Here is a 14,749-nt window from a genome sequence, read left to right on the forward strand (position 1 = left end):
ATCTGCGCGAATTCCTGCGGGAGTTCCTGCGCGCGTATCGATGACCGCGAGCCGCGGCCGGTGACGCCCGGAGCGACTACGACGCCAGGGCCGGCGTCACGCGTGCTTGTGCTGCTCCATGAGGGCCGCGAACTCCTCCAGGGACACCTTGCCGTCGTGGTTCTGGTCCGCGGCGACCACGACCTCGACGGCGCGGGTGTCGCTGATCTCCTGGCCGAGCGCGCGCATCAGGCCCTTCAGCTCGGACGTCGAGACGTAGCCGTCCCCGTCGGTGTCGACCATCTCGAAGGTCGCCTTGTACTCGTTCACGTCGGCCACGGGAGCCACCTCTCGTCGTTGATGAGTGCGAGGACGATAGCACTCGGCCGACCGCCTTGACATTGTAAGGTTGCCCCTGGATCGCGGGAGGCGCGGTGGCCCGCCATAATCGGGTGAGTGCCGCGCTCGTACGAATTCCTCGACCATCCGGGACCGATCCCGTTCGCCCACCGGGGCGGCGCGGGAGGCCGTCCCGAGAACTCCATGGCCGCGTTCCAGCGCGCCCGCGAGCTCGGCTACCGCTACCTGGAGACCGACGCCCACGCCACCGCCGACGGCGTCGTCGTGGCGTTCCACGACCGCACCCTCGACCGCGTCACCGACCGCACCGGCGCCATCGCCCGCCTCCCCTACGCCGAGGTCGCCAAGGCCCGCATCGGCGGTCTGGAGCCCATCCCCGCCTGGAGGACATCCTCGGCGCCTGGCCCGACGCACGCGTCAACATCGACATCAAGGACGCCCCCGTCATCGGCCCCCTGGCCGCGGCCCTGCACCGCACCAACGCCTGGAACCGGGTCTGCATCACCTCGTTCTCGACCCGGCGGCTGGCCCAGATGCGCGCACGGCTCCCGCTGTTCACCGACCAGGACGTGTGCACGGCCCTCGGCCCCGCGGCGTGATGGCGCTGCGCGCGAGGTCGTACGGCGGGCCGACGGCGAAGCTCGTGCGCCTCGCCGCCACCGGCGTCGCCTGCGCCCAGGTCCCCTACGGCCTCGGGCCCGTCCCGTTCGTCACCGAGTCGTTCATCGCGCACGCGCACGAGCTGGGCCTCAAGGTGCACGCCTGGACGGTCAACGAGCCCGGCCCGATGGACCGGCTCCTCGACCTCGGCATCGACGGCATCATGACCGACGAGCTGGTCACCCTCCGCCACGTCATGGCCGCCCGCGACCTCTGGCCCCAGCCCACCGCGTCCTGAACGGCCCCTCCCCCGCCAACATCGCGGACGCCCGCCGGGCATGGATCACCGGAGCCCGGGAACGGCTCCCATGGACGTTCGCGTCAGCGGCCGAAGCCGGGCGGGCGCTGCGGGCCGGACGGGCCCGGAGGGCGGTAGTGGGCCGCGATGCGCAGCGGGGAGCTCTCCGGCGGCTGCCGCGTCCCGTCGTCGACCGCGGGCGCCGAGGCCGACCTGAGGTCGATCCGCGCCGCCCGCACCTGGCGGAGCAGTTCCAGGTCGTCGGCCGTGACGAGCGCCGCCACCGGCTTGCCATGGCGGGTGAGCACGACCTCCTCACCGCCATAGATGACCCGGTTGAGCAGCTCGGCGAAGATCTTCCGGGCCTTGGTCACCGCGATTTCCACACGTTCATCCTATAGCGAACGCCGCCCCCGCCCCCTCGCCGCGGCAAGCACTCAAAATGTACGCTCTACCTATTCTGACCAAGGAGGGTTCATGCGGGAAGAGCCAAGGCCCGAGTTCGGGCGGTTCCAGCCGGAGACGTACGTGGGCAGGTCGACGGCCCGGGTGGCGGAGGCCCCGGTGCTGGCGCAGGCGCAGCTCTACGAACGGCTCCTGGCGCAGCGGATCGTGTTCCTCGGCCAGGAGATCGACGACGAGGTCGCCAACCGGGTCAACGGGCAGCTCCTGCTGCTGGCCGCGCAGGACGCCCGCCGGGACATCACGATCTACATCAACTCGCCCGGGGGCGTCGTGGACGCCGGAATGGCGATCTACGACATGATGCAGTTCGTCCCGAACGACATCTCGACCGTCGCGATGGGCATGGCCGCGTCCATGGGGCAGACGCTGCTGTGCGCGGGCACCGCGGGCAAGCGGTACGCGCTCCGGCACGCCCGGGTGATGATGCACCAGCCGCACGGCGGCATCGGCGGCACCGCGTCCGACATCAAGATCCAGGCCGAGCAGTCGCTCTACCTCAAGCGGACCCTGGCCGAGCGGACCGCGTTCCACACCGGCCAGCCGATCGAGAAGATCGAGGCCGACGGCGACCGGGACCGCTGGTTCACCGCCGAGCAGGCCCGCGAGTACGGCTTCGTCGACCACGTGGTCGAGAGCACCGACCGGGTGGGGTCGTGATGGCCGAGGCCCGCTACGTGCTCCCGTCGTTCGTGGAGCGGACCTCGTACGGGGTCAAGGAGAGCTCGCCCTACAACAAGCTGTTCGAGGAACGCATCATCTGGCTCGGCACGCCCGTCGACGACACCAGCGCCAACGACGTCACCGCCCAGATGCTGGCCCTGGAGGGCATGGACCCCGACCGGCCGATCTCCCTGTACATCAACTCGCCCGGCGGGTCGCTGACCTCCATGATGGCGATCGCCGACACCATGCTCTACATCAAGCCGGAGGTCGAGACCACGTGCGTCGGGCAGGCCGGATCGGCGGCGGCGATCCTGCTGGCCGTCGGCACGCGGGGCCGGCGCGGGGCCCTCGCCAACGCCCGGATCCTGCTGCACGAACCGGCGATCGACGTCTCCCGGGGCCAGTCCAGCGACCTGGAGATCCAGGCCCGGGAGGTGCTGCGGCTGCGGGACCAGATGGAGGCGATGCTCGCCGAGGCGACGGGCCGCGACCAGGACACCGTGCGCCGGGACCTCGACCGCGAACGCTACTTCACGGCGGAGGAGGCCAAGGACTACGGGCTGATCGACGCGGTCCTCACCACCCGCTGAGAACCCCGCCGGGAACGGCGGGCGCGGGTTTCCCGCCGGTGGCGCGTGCGGGCCGCAAAGAGCAGGGTTGGATCGGGCCGGGGACGGGAATCTTGTGACGGTCAACAGCGTTGGTCAGGACGAGAACGCAAGCCGTCTGGGAGGCACGTGACGATGGCCGAGCGCGCACTTCGCGGCACCCGACTCGGAGCGACGAGCTACGAGAACGATCGCAACACCGATCTGGCCCCTCGGCAAGAGGTGGACTATACCTGCACGAAGGGCCACCGGTTCACCGTGACGCTCGCGGCTGAGGCCGAGGTGCCGATGACCTGGGAATGCCGCAGCTGCGGCGCCACGGCCCTGCGGGTCGACGGCGAACTTCCCCAAGCCAAGAAGGGGAAGCCGCCGCGTACCCACTGGGACATGCTCATGGAGCGCCGGACGCTCGAGGACCTCGAAGAGGTCCTCGCCGAGCGCCTGGCGATCCTGCGGGCTGGCCGCAGGAAGACCGCATGATCGACTGAGGGCTTTTGGGGGACGGGCCCGTACCGCCACGGCGGTGCGGGCCCGTTCGTACGCCCACGCCCGTCTCAGCCCCGGCCACCCCCGTCCCGGACTGCGGGGCGGGGGTGGCCGATGGCGGTGGTCAGGGGTTCTTGGGCGGGTCCTCGTCGACGACCTCGCCGCGGACGACCGGGCCCTTGGGGACGCCGACGCCCGCGGAGCCCTCATCGCGTCCCTGCGGCCCGAACGGGCCGAGGCCGGGCGGGAACATCGGGCCGACGCCGCGGGCCTCCGCCTGCCGGACTCGGCGCGCGGCCCAGCGGGACATCAGCGACCGTACGAGCGGCCGGGTGAACGGCAGCACGAACACCAGGCCGACGACGTCGGTGATCAGGCCGGGGACGACGATGAGGACGCCTCCCGACAGCACGAGCGCGGCGTCCGCGATCTCCTTCTCGGGCATGACGCCGCGTTGCAGGGTCTCCTGCAACGCGCGCCAGGCGCGGCGGCCCTCGCGGCGGACGATCCAGACGCCGAGCAGGGTCTCGGCGAGCAGGAGCAGCACCGTCCACCAGCCGCCGATCACCTGCCCGAGCTGGACGAGCAGGTAGATCTCCAGGACCGGCGTCAGCAGGAACGCCAGGACCATAACGAGCGGCAGCATGGCTCCATCTTCGCGTAGCGGTGTGACCTCTGCCTTTCTCAACGCCCCCGGCGCCCCGAACGTTTCCCCGGCGGCGGCGCGGGCGGGCCGTTCCGCCCAGGGCGCAGAGCCCGCCGGGGAGCGCCGGTCAGCGGCGTGCGCGGAGGCGGTCCAGCCGGTCGTTGACGCCCCACTCGGTGACCCGCCACATGGACTCGGCGACGACGTCGCGGCTCATCTTGCTGACGCCGTGGGCGCGGTCGACGAAGGTGATCGGGACCTCCACGACCCGCAGGCCCTCGCGCAGGGCGCGCAGGGCGAGGTCGATCTGGAAGCAGTAGCCGCGGGAGTTGACGCCGTCGAGGCCGATCTTGTCGAGGGTGGCGGCGCGGAAGGCGCGGTAGCCGCCGGTGGCGTCGTGGATGGGGATGCCGAGGATGAGGCGGGCGTAGGTGTTGGCGCCGCGGGAGAGGGCCTCGCGCCGCTTCGGCCAGTTGCGGACCCGGCCGCCGGGCACCCAGCGGGCCCCGATGACGAGGTCGGCGTCCTCCAGGGCCGACAGCAGCCGCGGCAGCTCCTCGGGCTGGTGCGAGCCGTCGGCGTCCATCTCGACCATGACGTCGTAGCCGTGCTCGGCGGCCCAGCGGAAACCGGCGATGTAGGCGGTGCCGAGGCCGCTCTTGCCGGTGCGGTGCAGCACCTTGACGCGCTCGTCCGCCTCCGCCAGGGCGTCGGCGAGGTCGCCGGTGCCGTCGGGGCTGTTGTCGTCGACGACCAGCACGTCCACCGACGGGGTGGCCTCGCGCACTCGGCGGGTGATGTCCTCGATGTTCTCCCGCTCGTTGTACGTCGGGATGATCACGAGCACCCGGCCGAGGTCGGCTGGGATCTCCATCGGTGTCAGTTCCCCTCGTTCTGCTTCCTGCGTGCTGACCATGCGGCCGCACCGGCCGCCCCCAGCGCCAGCGCGGCGAGCGTCCACTCCGGGAGGGCGCCCAACCGGTCGGACAGCGTACGCGATGTGCGGGCGGGGACGCGCGCGACCTGGATGTCGGGCACGAACTCCCGCGACCGCGCGACCATCCGCCCGTCCGGGGCGACGATCGCGCTGATGCCGCTGGTCGCCGCCACCAAGATCGTACGGCCATGTTCCACGGCGCGCAGCCGGGACATGGCGATCTGCTGCGGCGGCAGGCTCGTCCGGCCGTAGGTGGCGTTGTTGGTCTGGACGACCAGGACCTGCCCGCCCGCGACGTCGCGGACCTCCTCGTCGTAGGCCACCTCGAAGCAGATGACGTCGCCGATCGTGATCGGACCGAGACCCATGACGCCGCTGCGGGTGCCCTTGGCGAAGTCGCGCGGAACGCGCTCGAACCGGGTGATCAGCTTGGTGAGGATGTCGCGGAACGGGATGTACTCGCCGAACGGCACCGGGTGGCGCTTGACGTAGTAGTCGCCGGGGCCGGTGCGCGGGTCCCAGACGATGCCGCGGTTCTCGACCTTCTCGCCGTCGGGGGTGTCGGTGAGGGCGCCGACGAGGACGGGGACCCCGATGTCCTTGACCGCCCCGTCGATGCGGCCGTACGCCTCGGGGTCGCTGTAGGGGTCGACGTCGCTGGCGTTCTCGGGCCAGACGACGAGCTCGGGCTTGGCGAGCTTCCCGGCGCGGACCCGCTGGGCCAGCTCGTGGGTGCGGGCGACGTGGTTGTTGAGGACGGCCTCGCGCTGGCCCTGGAAGTCGAGGCCGAGGCGCGGGACGTTGCCCTGGACGACCGCGACCGTGACGGGCCTGCCGTCGGTCGGCGTGGGGAGCGCCAGTCCCCCGCCGATGATCGCCGCGATGGCGGCCGCGGCGATGGCCACGGGCTTGATCGCCTTCCTGGCGCCCTGCGGTCCGTGGGGCGTGCCTCCGTCGGCGGCCGGCGTGGGCGCGTCGGTTCCGGTGGCGGGCGCGGCGGGGCGGGGGCGGGCGCGCCAGACGGCGAGCGCGCCGTACGCGGCGAGCGCCGCGACCAGGGCGGTGAGGAAGGTGACGAACGGGGCGCCGCCGAGCGAGGCGTACGGCGTGAGCGGGGTGGCGGTCTGGCTGAACGCGAGCCGCGCCCAGGGGAACCCGCCGAACGGCACCCGGCCGCGCAGGTACTCCTCCGCGACCCAGAGCGCGGCGGTCCAGACGGGCCAGCCGGGGAGCCGGGCGACCAGGGCGACGCCGGCGCCGAGGGGGACGAAGTAGAGGGCCTGGACGAGGCTGAGCAGGATCCAGCCGTCCGGGCCGATCTTGACGATGCCGTCGAGGACGGGGATGAAGAACGCGGCGCCGGACACGAAGCCGAGCCACGCGCCGGTGCGGGCGCCCAGGCCGCGCAGCGCGAGGGTGAGCGCGGCGACGCCGAGCGGCGCGAGCGGGGTCAGGTCGGCGGGCGGGAACGCCAGCCACATGACGAGGCCGGCGGCGAGGGCGGTCAGGGTGCGGGGCCATCCGGCGCGGCCTCCGGCCCTCAGCCAGGCGGCGGCGCGGACCGTTCGCGGCGGGCGGGCGCGGCCGTCCGCCGGCTCGGCGGCCGGCGGCCGTTCCGGGAGCGTCTCCTGCGCCAACTCGCCACCTCGTTCGTTCGGGCCACTGGCGGGAACGCTACCGGCCCGGGCCCTCCGGAGCGACCATTCGATGATCGCCGGCGGCCGCGCCCCCGTAGGCCGGGACCGACCGCGACTGACCTGGCCCATTGTCGTTCATTCGCTCCGCCTGTGAACGGGAGGGCGGGCCAGGTGCACGAGGAAGGGAGGGCCATCGGCTCGGCGGCGCCCCCGGAGCGGCGTGGAGCGGCGTGGAAGCGGTGGCCTGGAAGGCGCGGAAGAGGGCCCGTGACATCCGTCGGGCCGGAGTCGTCCCACAGGCGGTGAGAACAGTGCTCCGTTTTCTACTGGATGTCCGGGCCCTTCCCGGGTCCAACCCCCCGCGCGATCGGGCGGCTCCGCTCCGACGCGGCGGCCGGTCGCCGCACTGGCTCGGACGGGGAATCCGGTGGAAATCCCGCTCTCGCCCCCGTCGCGGCGCGGTGTCCGGTGGCGCCTGGAGCGGCCGATCGGTGAGTCCCGTGCTGGACTGCAAGCAAAACTACCGACTTCCACGTCCTTGTCAACCGCCGCATGCCCTGCGGCGACTCCCTGTTTCACCAGGTCGGAGCCATGATCGAGCCTTCTCCGGAAATCCCCGGCGGCACACCGGCAACAGCCGTCCCGCGCGTTCGCGCACGCCCGCGCGGCGAACGCGCGCACGCGCCGGGGCGTCCGGCGGGGCTCACTCGGCGGGCGGGACCACGACCGTTCCCGTCGCGGTGACCGCCACGATCGGCTCGGCGAGCACCTCGGCGGACGACTCGCCCTTGTCGGGACGTCCCCGGCACACCACGCGCGCCTCGAACTCCAGGGTGCGGCTGCGCCGGCCCACCCGGACGACCCTCGCGGTCGTCTCCAGGACGTCCCCGGCCCGGACGGGCGCCTTGAACTGCACGTCGGAGTACGAGGCGAACAGCCCCTCGTCGCCGTCGGTCCGCACGCAGACCTCCGTCGCCACGTCGCCGAACGCGACGAGCACGTACGCGCCGTCCACCAGGTTCCCGGCGTAGTGGGCGTGGGAGTACGGCACGTAGCGGCGGTGGGTGACGGTCAGGCCCTCGCGCGGGTCGCGGTCCGCGGGCGCGTCGGTCATCGGTTCTCCTCACGGGGCAGCAGGGCGTGGACCAGGTAGCTCGCGACCTCGGCGGGCGTGGTGCCCTTGCCGAAGATGCGGTCGACGCCGAGGTCCTCGGCGGACACGGTGTCGAAGCGGGGGCCGCCGACGACCAGGAGGGGGCGGCCCATCCCGGCGGCGACGGCGGTCGGGTACTCGGCGTGGAACGCGGCGGCCATCTGCTTGGTGTTGTGCAGGTGCGCGTTGCGCTGGGTGACGACCTGGGAGACCAGGACGGCGTCGGCGTCGCGCTCCTTGGCGCGCTCGACGAGCTCGGCGACGGTGACCTGGGCGCCCATGTTCACCACCTCGATCTCCCGGTAGTACTCCAGCCCCTTCTCCCCGGCGAAGCCCTTGACGTTGAGGATGGCGTCGATGCCGACGGTGTGGGCGTCGGTGCCGATGCAGGCGCCGACCACGACGAGCCGCCGGTTGAGGGCGCCGCGGATCGCGAGGTCGGCCTCCTTCGCGCTCAGCAGCGGGAACTCGCGCTCGGGCGGCGCCGGGATGCTCGCGTAGTCGATGAGGTGCTGCGCGCGCCCGTACACGATGAAGAACGTGAAGTCGGGGCCCATCGGCTTGGCGTGCACGACGCTGGCGGGTTCGAGGCCCATCTTCCCGGCGAGTTGCAGCGCGGCGGCCTCGGCGCGCTTGCCCGCGGGGACGGGCAGGGTGAACGACATCTGGACCATGCCGTCGCCGGTGGTGTCCCCGTACGGGCGGATGACCTGGCGGGTGTCGGCGGGCTCGGCCGGCGCCTCGCCCGAGCCGGCCGGGGCCGCGGCGTTCCCCGCTGGGCTCTGGATCGTCATGCGGGCACCTCCTCCTGCGCGTGCGCGGTGTGCGGGTCCTCGCTGTCGAGGATCTCGATGGCGGGGTTGAAGTAGCCGTCGGCGCGCTCGACGACGCCGTCGAGGCCCTTGCCGCCGTCGGCGGGGCGGCGCGTCACGCCGAACGTGCCCTGGGCGATGGCGTCGAGCAGGCCGTCGTCGGCGACGCGTTCGAGGAGGTCGACCGACTCGGCGAGGACGCGCCGGGCGCGCTCGGCGACGAACCCGTCGGGGCGCGGCACGAAGTCCTCGGCGAGGGACCCGCACGCGTCGCGGACGTAGCGGACGTTCTCCAGGGCCAGGTCGCGGTCCGACAGCCACGGCGTGTGGATGCCCTCGGTCATCATCCCGATCAGGATGATCGACTGCCCGGTCATGACGCCGGCGAGGTTGAAGAACGCGTCGAGGAGGTACCCGGCGAAGATGTTGCCGGTCATGTGCTTGGTCGGCGGCATGTACTTCAGCGGCGCGTCCGGGAACAGCTCCCGCACGAGCTGGGCGTGGGCGAGCTCCATGCGGAACGACTGCGGCACCGACGGGTTGATCTCGAAGGCGTGGCCGAGGCCGAGCTGCCCGTCGGCGAGGCCCGCCTCGTGCCCGAACCGCTCGTTCAGGAGCTGGCTGACGACCACGGTGTGCGCGGCGTCCACCGCGTCGGCGGTGGTGAGGTAGTTGTCCTCGCCGGTGTTGATGACGATCCCGGCGCGCGCGTGGATCTGCCGGGAGAACCGCTGGTCGATGAACGTGCGGCGCGGGTTGATGTCGCGGAAGATGATCCCGTACATGCAGTCGTTCAGCATCATGTCCAGGCGCTCCAGCCCGGCGAGCGTCGCGATCTCCGGCATGCACAGCCCGGACGCGTAGTTGGTCAGCCGGACGTAGCGGCCGAGCTCGCGCGACACGTCGTCCAGCGCCGACCGCATCAGCCGGAAGTTCTCCTGCGTGGCGTAGGTGCCCGCGTAGCCCTCGCGGGTCGCGCCCTCGGGGACGAAGTCCAGCAGCGACTGCCCGGTCGAGCGGATCACCGCGACGACGTCGGCGCCCTCGCGGGCGGCGGCCTGCGCCTGCGGGATGTCCTCGTAGATGTCGCCGGTCGCGACGATGAGGTAGATCCACGGCTGGGGCGGGTCGCCGACCTCGCGCAGCATCCGGTCGCGCTCGGCGCGGCGCCGGTCGACGCGGTCCATGCCGCCCCGCGCCGCGGCGCGGGCGGCGTCGCGGGCGTGCCCGGCGTCGGCCCCGCCGGGGTGCCGGAACGTGACGCGCCCGCGCGCGGTCGCCTCCGCCAGGTCGCGCAGCGTGCCGTACGGGCCGTTCAGCAGCGCGTCCCAGACGGGCAGGGCGACGCCGCCCTCCAGGCCGACCTGGTCGCGGACCGCGTCGGCGAGGTGGTTGACCCAGGGCCGGCCGCCGTCGTCGGCGCCGGTCAGGCCGGCGAGCCGCAGCAGGGCCCGTTCGACGGAGACGGTCGTGTGGGTGCGGGCCATCCGGATGACCGGTTCGGCGGCCCGGGCGGCGAGCCGCCGGGCGGCGCGCACCGCCTCCGGATCGAGATCGAGCTTCCCCTGCGGCGCCATTGCCGCCTCCCCTCACCCTCGTGCGCACTGCGGCGGACGATCGCGAACAATCGTCCGTCTTAGCGAGTTCCTTACGGAAGATCTTCCGGTATGGAAGCCGCGAACCGCAAGAACTATCCAGCCGCTCTTTTCCCTTCAGCCTGCCCCACGGACGAGTCACGGCAAACCCACCGTTGATCACTGTAAGTAAAACTAGAATCACGTCTCGTCACGAACGAGTCGAAGGGAGGGCCATGCTCCTCTATCTGCTGGCCGCCGCGTGCGCGGTCGGAGTGGTGCTGGTCGCGAGCGTCATGATGCGCCGGCTCAGGCAGGCGACCGACGACGGCGAACCGGACGGCCCGACCGCCGCGCACACCGGCGCGATGCTGTCGGCGCTGTTCCTGCTGGCGTTCGCGATCGCGGTCGTGGTGCCGTGGACCAACGCCGACTCGGCCCGTTCCAACACCTACTCCGAGAGCCAGGCCGTCGTGGAGGCGTTCTGGTCGGCGTCGCGCCTGCCCGCGCCCGCCTCGACCCGAACGCAGCAGGGGCTGCGCGACTACGTGCGGCTCGTCCGCGAGACCGAGTGGCCGAGGATGCGGCACGGCGACCTCAGCTCGGAGGGCTGGGCGCGGATCGACCGGATGCGCCGCGAGGTGATCGCGGTGGACCCCGGCGACAAGGACGAGGCCAAGGACGCGCGCGCGTCCGTCCTCGACCACCTGACCGAGATCTCGGCCGCGCGGCACCAGCGCGCGATGGACGCCCGGGTGACGCCGCCGTCCGCGCTGCTCTGGGTGACGATCCTGACCGGCGTCGTCGTGGTGCTGCTGCCGTTCCTGGCGGGGGCGCGGCCGCGCGGCATGGCGCTGATCCCGCTGGCGCTGATGGCGGCGCTGCTGGCCGCGGGCACGTACCTGACGATCGACATCTCGCACGTGTTCTCCGGGGCCCTCGCGGTCCATCCGGACGCGTTCGACGGCGTCCAGGCCGAGCTGCGGCGCATCTCCGGGGGTGGCTGACCGTGCGCCGCATCCCGAGGCGGCGCACCGTCCCGCTCGTCGCCGCCGGGTTCCTCGCGGGGGCGCTGGCCCTGCCGACCGCCGTCCTCGCGATGTCCACCTCCGCGCCGGCCCCCGAACCGCGCCGTGCCTCGTCCGGAGCTCCGCCCGGCGCCTCGTCCGGCGCCGCCTCGGGGCGTACGCCGGTGGTCAGGCCGCAGGACGCGCCCGCTCCGCCCGCGGCCGGGCCTGAACGCGGGGCCGTGCCGCGGGGCGAGCGGCGGGGCGACCGGGCGTCACCGCGGCCGGGCATCGCGCTGACGGCGGGGACGGGTGCCGGGGCGGGGGCGGCCGAGAGGGCCGGGCCCCGTTCCGGCGCGGTGGGCGGGGTGGGCCTGTGCCTCGGCGTCGGCTCCGTCCTCAGCGTGGACGTCGAACTGGGCGGTACGGGCTCCGCCTGCCGGTCGAGGGCACGGCCCGGGCATCCGCCGCCGCCCGTCCCGGTGCCGCCCAAGCCCGAGCCGCCCGTCCCGCCGAAGCCGCCGCATCCCGTTCCTCCGAAGCCTCCGAAGCCGCCGCACCCGGTGCCTCCGAAACCGCCGCACATCGTCCCGCCCAAGCCCCCCAAGCCTCCGCACATCGTTCCGCCCAAGCCTCCGAGGCCGCCGCAGGTTCCGCCCGTTCAGCCGCCGCCGGCCCCGCCCCGGCCGCAGCCTCCGCCCGCCGCGAAACCCCCGGCGGCGGTGCCCGCTCCCCCACCCGTCCCTCCGAAACCGAAACCGAAACCGAAACCGAAGCCGCGTCCCCGGCCGAAGGCCACCCCGCACACGCGGGCGCACGCGGCGAAGCCGCTGCCGGAGCGCCGCGACCCGCTCGGCACCACGCTCGTCCTCGTCGTGGTGGCGGTCGTGGTGAGCGCTGGGACGGCCATCGCGTTCGGCCGCTGACCAGCGGCGCGCCGTCCGCCCGCCCGCCGTCCGCCCGCCCGCCGGCCGCCCGTCCGTCGGCTGAACGGCCGGCGGGCGGGCGGACGGCGTTCACCGCAGGCGGCCCTTGAGGTACGGGGCGGTGCGGCTGCCGGGCGCGGCGGCGACCTCGGCCGGGGTGCCCCGCGCGACGACGCGTCCGCCCTCGTCGCCGCCGCCCGGTCCGAGGTCGATGACGTGGTCGGCGGCGGCCACGACGTCCAGGTCGTGCTCCACGACGACGACGGTCGCGCCGCCGTCCACCAGCGTGTGGAGCTGGCGCATCAGCAGGTCGGAGTCGGCGGGGTGCAGCCCGGTCGTCGGCTCGTCGAGGAGGTAGAGGGTGCGGCCCCGGCGGGCGCGCTGGAGCTCGGCGGCGAGCTTGACGCGCTGCGCCTCGCCGCCCGACAGCTCGGTCGCGGGCTGCCCGAGCCGCAGGTAGCCGAGCCCGACCTGGCGCAACGTGCCGAGCGGGCGGGCCGCCGGGGGCACGTCGTCCAGGAACGCTGCGGCCTCGTCCACGGTCATGCCGAGCACGTCGGCGATGCTCGCGCCCCGGTAGGCGACCTCCAGCGTCTCGGGGTTGTAGCGGGCGCCGTGGCAGACGTCGCACACCGCGTACGTGGTCGGCAGGAACAGCAGCTCGACGCTGATGTGGCCCTCGCCCTGGCAGTGCTCGCAGCGCCCGCCGGGCACGTTGAACGAGAACCGCGACGCCCCGTACCCGCGCGCCCTGGCCTCGTCCGTCGCGGCGAAGAGCTTGCGCACGGCGTCGAACAGCCCGGTGTAGGTGGCCAGGTTCGAGCGGGGCGTGCGTCCGATCGGCCGCTGGTCGACGCGTACGACCCGTTCGACGCGGGCCTCCCCGCCGTCCGATGGCTCGTCCTGTCGGCCGTCGTCGGCGGCGGCTCGTTCGGCGAGGACGTCGACCAGGGTGGACTTGCCTGAGCCGGAGACGCCGGTGACGGCGGTGAACGCGCCGAGCGGCACGTCGGCGTCCAGCCCGCGCAGGTTGTGGCGGGTGACGCCGCGCAGGCGGAGCCATCCGGCGGGTTCGCGGGGGGTGCGCGCGGGGCGCGGGACCTCGCCGAAGAGGTGGCGGCGCGTGACCGACTCCGGGACGTCGCGCAGGCCCGGCACGGGGCCGCTGTGCAGGACGCGGCCGCCGGCGGCGCCCGCGGCGGGGCCGACGTCCACGATCCAGTCGGCGCGGCGGACGATCTCCATGTCGTGCTCGATGAGGAAGACGGTGTTGCCCGCGGCCTTGAGCCGTTCGAGGACCTCCATCAGCGACTCGGTGTCGGCGGGGTGGAGCCCGGCGGACGGCTCGTCCAGCACGTACACGACGCCGAACAGGCCGGAGCGGAGCTGGGTCGCGAGCCGCAGCCGCTGGAGCTCGCCGGACGAGAGGGTGGGGGCGGCGCGCGAGACGCTCAGGTAGCCGAGCCCGAGCTCGGTGAGGACGGCGACGCGGGCGGTCAGGTCGCGCGCCAGCGCCCCGGCCGGGCCGTCGCCGCCGGTGAACGGGCGCAGGACGGCGCCGAGCTCGGACAGCGGCAGGGCGGCCAGCTCGGCGATGTCGCGCCCGGCGAACGTGACGGCGAGGGCCTCGGGCCGCAGCCGGCGCCCGCCGCACAGCGGGCAGACGCCGCTGACCAGGTATCCGGCGGCGCGGCGGCGGGCCGGCTCGCTCCTGCTCTCGGCGTAGGTGCGCAGCACCAGGCGCCGGGCGCTGGAGTAGGTGCCCTGGTAGGGCCGGTGGATGCGGTGCGCCTCGCGGACGGGGTGGACGGTCACGACCGGCTGCTCGTCGGTGAACAGGATCCAGTCGCGCTGCTCCCGCGGCAGGTCGCGCCAGGGCCGGTCGATGTCGTAGCCGAGCGCGTCGAGGACGTCGCGCAGGTTCTTGCCCTGCCAGGCGCCGGGCCAGGACGCGATCGCGCCGTCGCGGATGCTCAGCGACGGGTCGGGCACCAGGGACTCCTCGGTCACCTCGTGGACCTCGCCGAGGCCGTGGCAGCGCGGGCACGCGCCGGCGGCGGTGTTGGGCGAGAACGCGTCGGAGTCGAGCCGTTCGGCGCCGGGCGGGTGGTCGCCCGCGCGGGACATGAGCATCCGCAGCGAGTTGGACAGGGTGGTGACCGTTCCGACGGACGATCGCGAGGAGGGGACGGAGCGGCGCTGTTCGAGGGCGACCGCGGGCGGCAGGCCGGTGATCTCGTCGACGGCGGGCGCGGCGACCTGGTGCAGCAGCCGCCGCGCGTAGGGGGCGACGGACTCCAGGTAGCGGCGCTGCGCCTCGGCGTACAGGGTGCCGAACGCCAGCGACGACTTCCCCGACCCGGACACGCCGGTGAACGCCACGAGCGCGTCGCGGGGGATCGCGGTGTCGACGCCGCGCAGGTTGTGCTCGCGCGCGCCGCGCACCCGGACGTACGGGTCGGAGGCCCCCTGCGCGAACGGCTCGGCGAACGGTCCGTCGGGCGATCCGGCGAACGGCTCGGCGGGCGGTCGGGCGGGCCGTTCGGCGGGCGGTCCGGCTGGGTGGTCGGGCTGCATGTTCCGATCATTACAGACCGT

General features: G+C 73.7%; 15 protein-coding genes and 1 pseudogene. 7 read left to right on the forward strand and 9 right to left on the reverse strand.

The features are described 5' to 3' along the window. Positions 1–96: 96 nt before the first annotated feature. A complete protein-coding gene (locus GEV43_RS43330; RefSeq protein ID WP_164717276.1) occupies positions 97–318 on the reverse strand; it encodes an EF-hand domain-containing protein in 222 nt (73 codons plus the stop codon). Positions 319–522: 204 nt separating this feature from the next. On the opposite strand from GEV43_RS43330, the pseudogene GEV43_RS56800 reads away from it, so the two are divergent. Both GEV43_RS56800 and GEV43_RS56805 read left to right on the forward strand, forming a co-directional pair. Next, positions 523–642 (forward strand): annotated as a pseudogene (locus GEV43_RS56800) (glycerophosphodiester phosphodiesterase); the annotation flags it as partial. A 268-nt stretch (positions 643–910) separates the two neighbouring features. Continuing rightward, the gene (locus GEV43_RS56805) at positions 911–1,237 is read left to right on the forward strand and encodes a glycerophosphodiester phosphodiesterase family protein (protein ID WP_375539147.1); all 327 of its coding nucleotides are present in this window, start codon (positions 911–913) and stop codon (positions 1,235–1,237) included. Positions 1,238–1,320: 83 nt separating this feature from the next. Here GEV43_RS56805 and GEV43_RS43340 read toward each other — a convergent pair whose 3' ends face one another. Then, a complete protein-coding gene (locus GEV43_RS43340) occupies positions 1,321–1,623 on the reverse strand; it encodes a type II toxin-antitoxin system Phd/YefM family antitoxin (protein WP_160826456.1) in 303 nt (100 codons plus the stop codon). Positions 1,624–1,714: 91 nt separating this feature from the next. Here GEV43_RS43340 and GEV43_RS43345 point away from each other — a divergent pair, with 91 nt between their 5' ends. From GEV43_RS43345 to GEV43_RS43355, 3 genes are all read left to right on the forward strand, one after another. Continuing rightward, complete coding sequence (locus GEV43_RS43345) at positions 1,715–2,359, forward strand: ClpP family protease (RefSeq protein ID WP_160826457.1); 645 nt, start codon at positions 1,715–1,717, stop codon at positions 2,357–2,359. Further along, positions 2,359–2,955, forward strand: a complete 597-nt coding sequence (locus GEV43_RS43350) for an ATP-dependent Clp protease proteolytic subunit (RefSeq protein ID WP_160826458.1) — start codon at positions 2,359–2,361, stop codon at positions 2,953–2,955. The genes GEV43_RS43345 and GEV43_RS43350 overlap by 1 nt, the downstream gene beginning before the upstream one ends. A gap of 153 nt (positions 2,956–3,108) precedes the next feature. Beyond that, positions 3,109–3,453, forward strand: a complete 345-nt coding sequence (locus GEV43_RS43355; RefSeq protein ID WP_160827007.1) for an RNA polymerase-binding protein RbpA — start codon at positions 3,109–3,111, stop codon at positions 3,451–3,453. A gap of 130 nt (positions 3,454–3,583) precedes the next feature. Here the strand turns inward: GEV43_RS43355 and GEV43_RS43360 are convergent, their stop codons facing one another. From GEV43_RS43360 to GEV43_RS43385, 6 genes are all read right to left on the reverse strand, one after another. Continuing rightward, positions 3,584–4,105, reverse strand: coding sequence for an FxsA family protein (locus GEV43_RS43360; RefSeq protein ID WP_164717277.1), 522 nt, complete (start codon positions 4,103–4,105; stop codon positions 3,584–3,586). A gap of 127 nt (positions 4,106–4,232) precedes the next feature. Continuing rightward, positions 4,233–4,979 carry a polyprenol monophosphomannose synthase gene (locus GEV43_RS43365; protein ID WP_160826459.1) on the reverse strand — a complete coding sequence of 249 codons (747 nt, stop codon included), beginning with the start codon at positions 4,977–4,979 and terminating at the stop codon, positions 4,233–4,235. Positions 4,980–4,984: 5 nt separating this feature from the next. After that, the gene (lnt, locus tag GEV43_RS43370) at positions 4,985–6,679 is read right to left on the reverse strand and encodes an apolipoprotein N-acyltransferase (protein WP_241684494.1); all 1,695 of its coding nucleotides are present in this window, start codon (positions 6,677–6,679) and stop codon (positions 4,985–4,987) included. Between the two features lie 703 nt (positions 6,680–7,382). Continuing rightward, entirely contained in the window at positions 7,383–7,793 is a 411-nt protein-coding gene (locus GEV43_RS43375; RefSeq protein ID WP_160826461.1) for a hotdog domain-containing protein, read from the reverse strand. Further along, positions 7,790–8,626, reverse strand: coding sequence for an OAM dimerization domain-containing protein (locus GEV43_RS43380; RefSeq protein WP_160826462.1), 837 nt, complete (start codon positions 8,624–8,626; stop codon positions 7,790–7,792). Before GEV43_RS43380 ends, GEV43_RS43375 begins: the two co-directional genes overlap by 4 nt. After that, positions 8,623–10,221 carry a lysine 5,6-aminomutase subunit alpha gene (locus GEV43_RS43385; RefSeq protein WP_160826463.1) on the reverse strand — a complete coding sequence of 533 codons (1,599 nt, stop codon included), beginning with the start codon at positions 10,219–10,221 and terminating at the stop codon, positions 8,623–8,625. The genes GEV43_RS43380 and GEV43_RS43385 overlap by 4 nt, the downstream gene beginning before the upstream one ends. A gap of 233 nt (positions 10,222–10,454) precedes the next feature. Between GEV43_RS43385 and GEV43_RS43390 the strand changes: the two genes are divergently transcribed. Next, on the forward strand, positions 10,455–11,225 hold the full coding sequence (locus GEV43_RS43390) for a DUF4239 domain-containing protein (RefSeq protein ID WP_160826464.1): 771 nt from the start codon (positions 10,455–10,457) through the stop codon (positions 11,223–11,225). 2 nt (positions 11,226–11,227) lie between these two features. Beyond that, complete coding sequence (locus tag GEV43_RS43395) at positions 11,228–12,151, forward strand: hypothetical protein (protein WP_160826465.1); 924 nt, start codon at positions 11,228–11,230, stop codon at positions 12,149–12,151. A gap of 90 nt (positions 12,152–12,241) precedes the next feature. Here GEV43_RS43395 and uvrA read toward each other — a convergent pair whose 3' ends face one another. Then, positions 12,242–14,728, reverse strand: a complete 2,487-nt coding sequence (gene uvrA / locus GEV43_RS43400) for an excinuclease ABC subunit UvrA (protein WP_160826466.1) — start codon at positions 14,726–14,728, stop codon at positions 12,242–12,244. Positions 14,729–14,749 lie beyond the last annotated feature (21 nt).

This window comes from Actinomadura sp. J1-007 (assembly GCF_009793335.1).
In the GTDB taxonomy this organism is placed as follows: domain Bacteria; phylum Actinomycetota; class Actinomycetes; order Streptosporangiales; family Streptosporangiaceae; genus Spirillospora; species Spirillospora yumaensis.

Excerpts from the sequence above, each read along its gene's own strand:
- GEV43_RS43385 (WP_160826463.1), bottom strand. The coding sequence starts at position 10,221 with ATGGCGCCGCAGGGGAAGCTCGATCTCGATCCGGAGGCGGTGCGCGCC.
- GEV43_RS43365 (WP_160826459.1), bottom strand. The coding sequence starts at position 4,979 with ATGGAGATCCCAGCCGACCTCGGCCGGGTGCTCGTGATCATCCCGACG.
- GEV43_RS43345 (WP_160826457.1), top strand. The coding sequence starts at position 1,715 with ATGCGGGAAGAGCCAAGGCCCGAGTTCGGGCGGTTCCAGCCGGAGACG.
- GEV43_RS43375 (WP_160826461.1), bottom strand. The coding sequence starts at position 7,793 with ATGACCGACGCGCCCGCGGACCGCGACCCGCGCGAGGGCCTGACCGTC.
- GEV43_RS43390 (WP_160826464.1), top strand. The coding sequence starts at position 10,455 with ATGCTCCTCTATCTGCTGGCCGCCGCGTGCGCGGTCGGAGTGGTGCTG.
- GEV43_RS43380 (WP_160826462.1), bottom strand. The coding sequence starts at position 8,626 with ATGACGATCCAGAGCCCAGCGGGGAACGCCGCGGCCCCGGCCGGCTCG.
- GEV43_RS43355 (WP_160827007.1), top strand. The coding sequence starts at position 3,109 with ATGGCCGAGCGCGCACTTCGCGGCACCCGACTCGGAGCGACGAGCTAC.
- GEV43_RS43350 (WP_160826458.1), top strand. The coding sequence starts at position 2,359 with ATGGCCGAGGCCCGCTACGTGCTCCCGTCGTTCGTGGAGCGGACCTCG.
- GEV43_RS43360 (WP_164717277.1), bottom strand. The coding sequence starts at position 4,105 with ATGCTGCCGCTCGTTATGGTCCTGGCGTTCCTGCTGACGCCGGTCCTG.
- uvrA (WP_160826466.1), bottom strand. The coding sequence starts at position 14,728 with ATGCAGCCCGACCACCCAGCCGGACCGCCCGCCGAACGGCCCGCCCGA.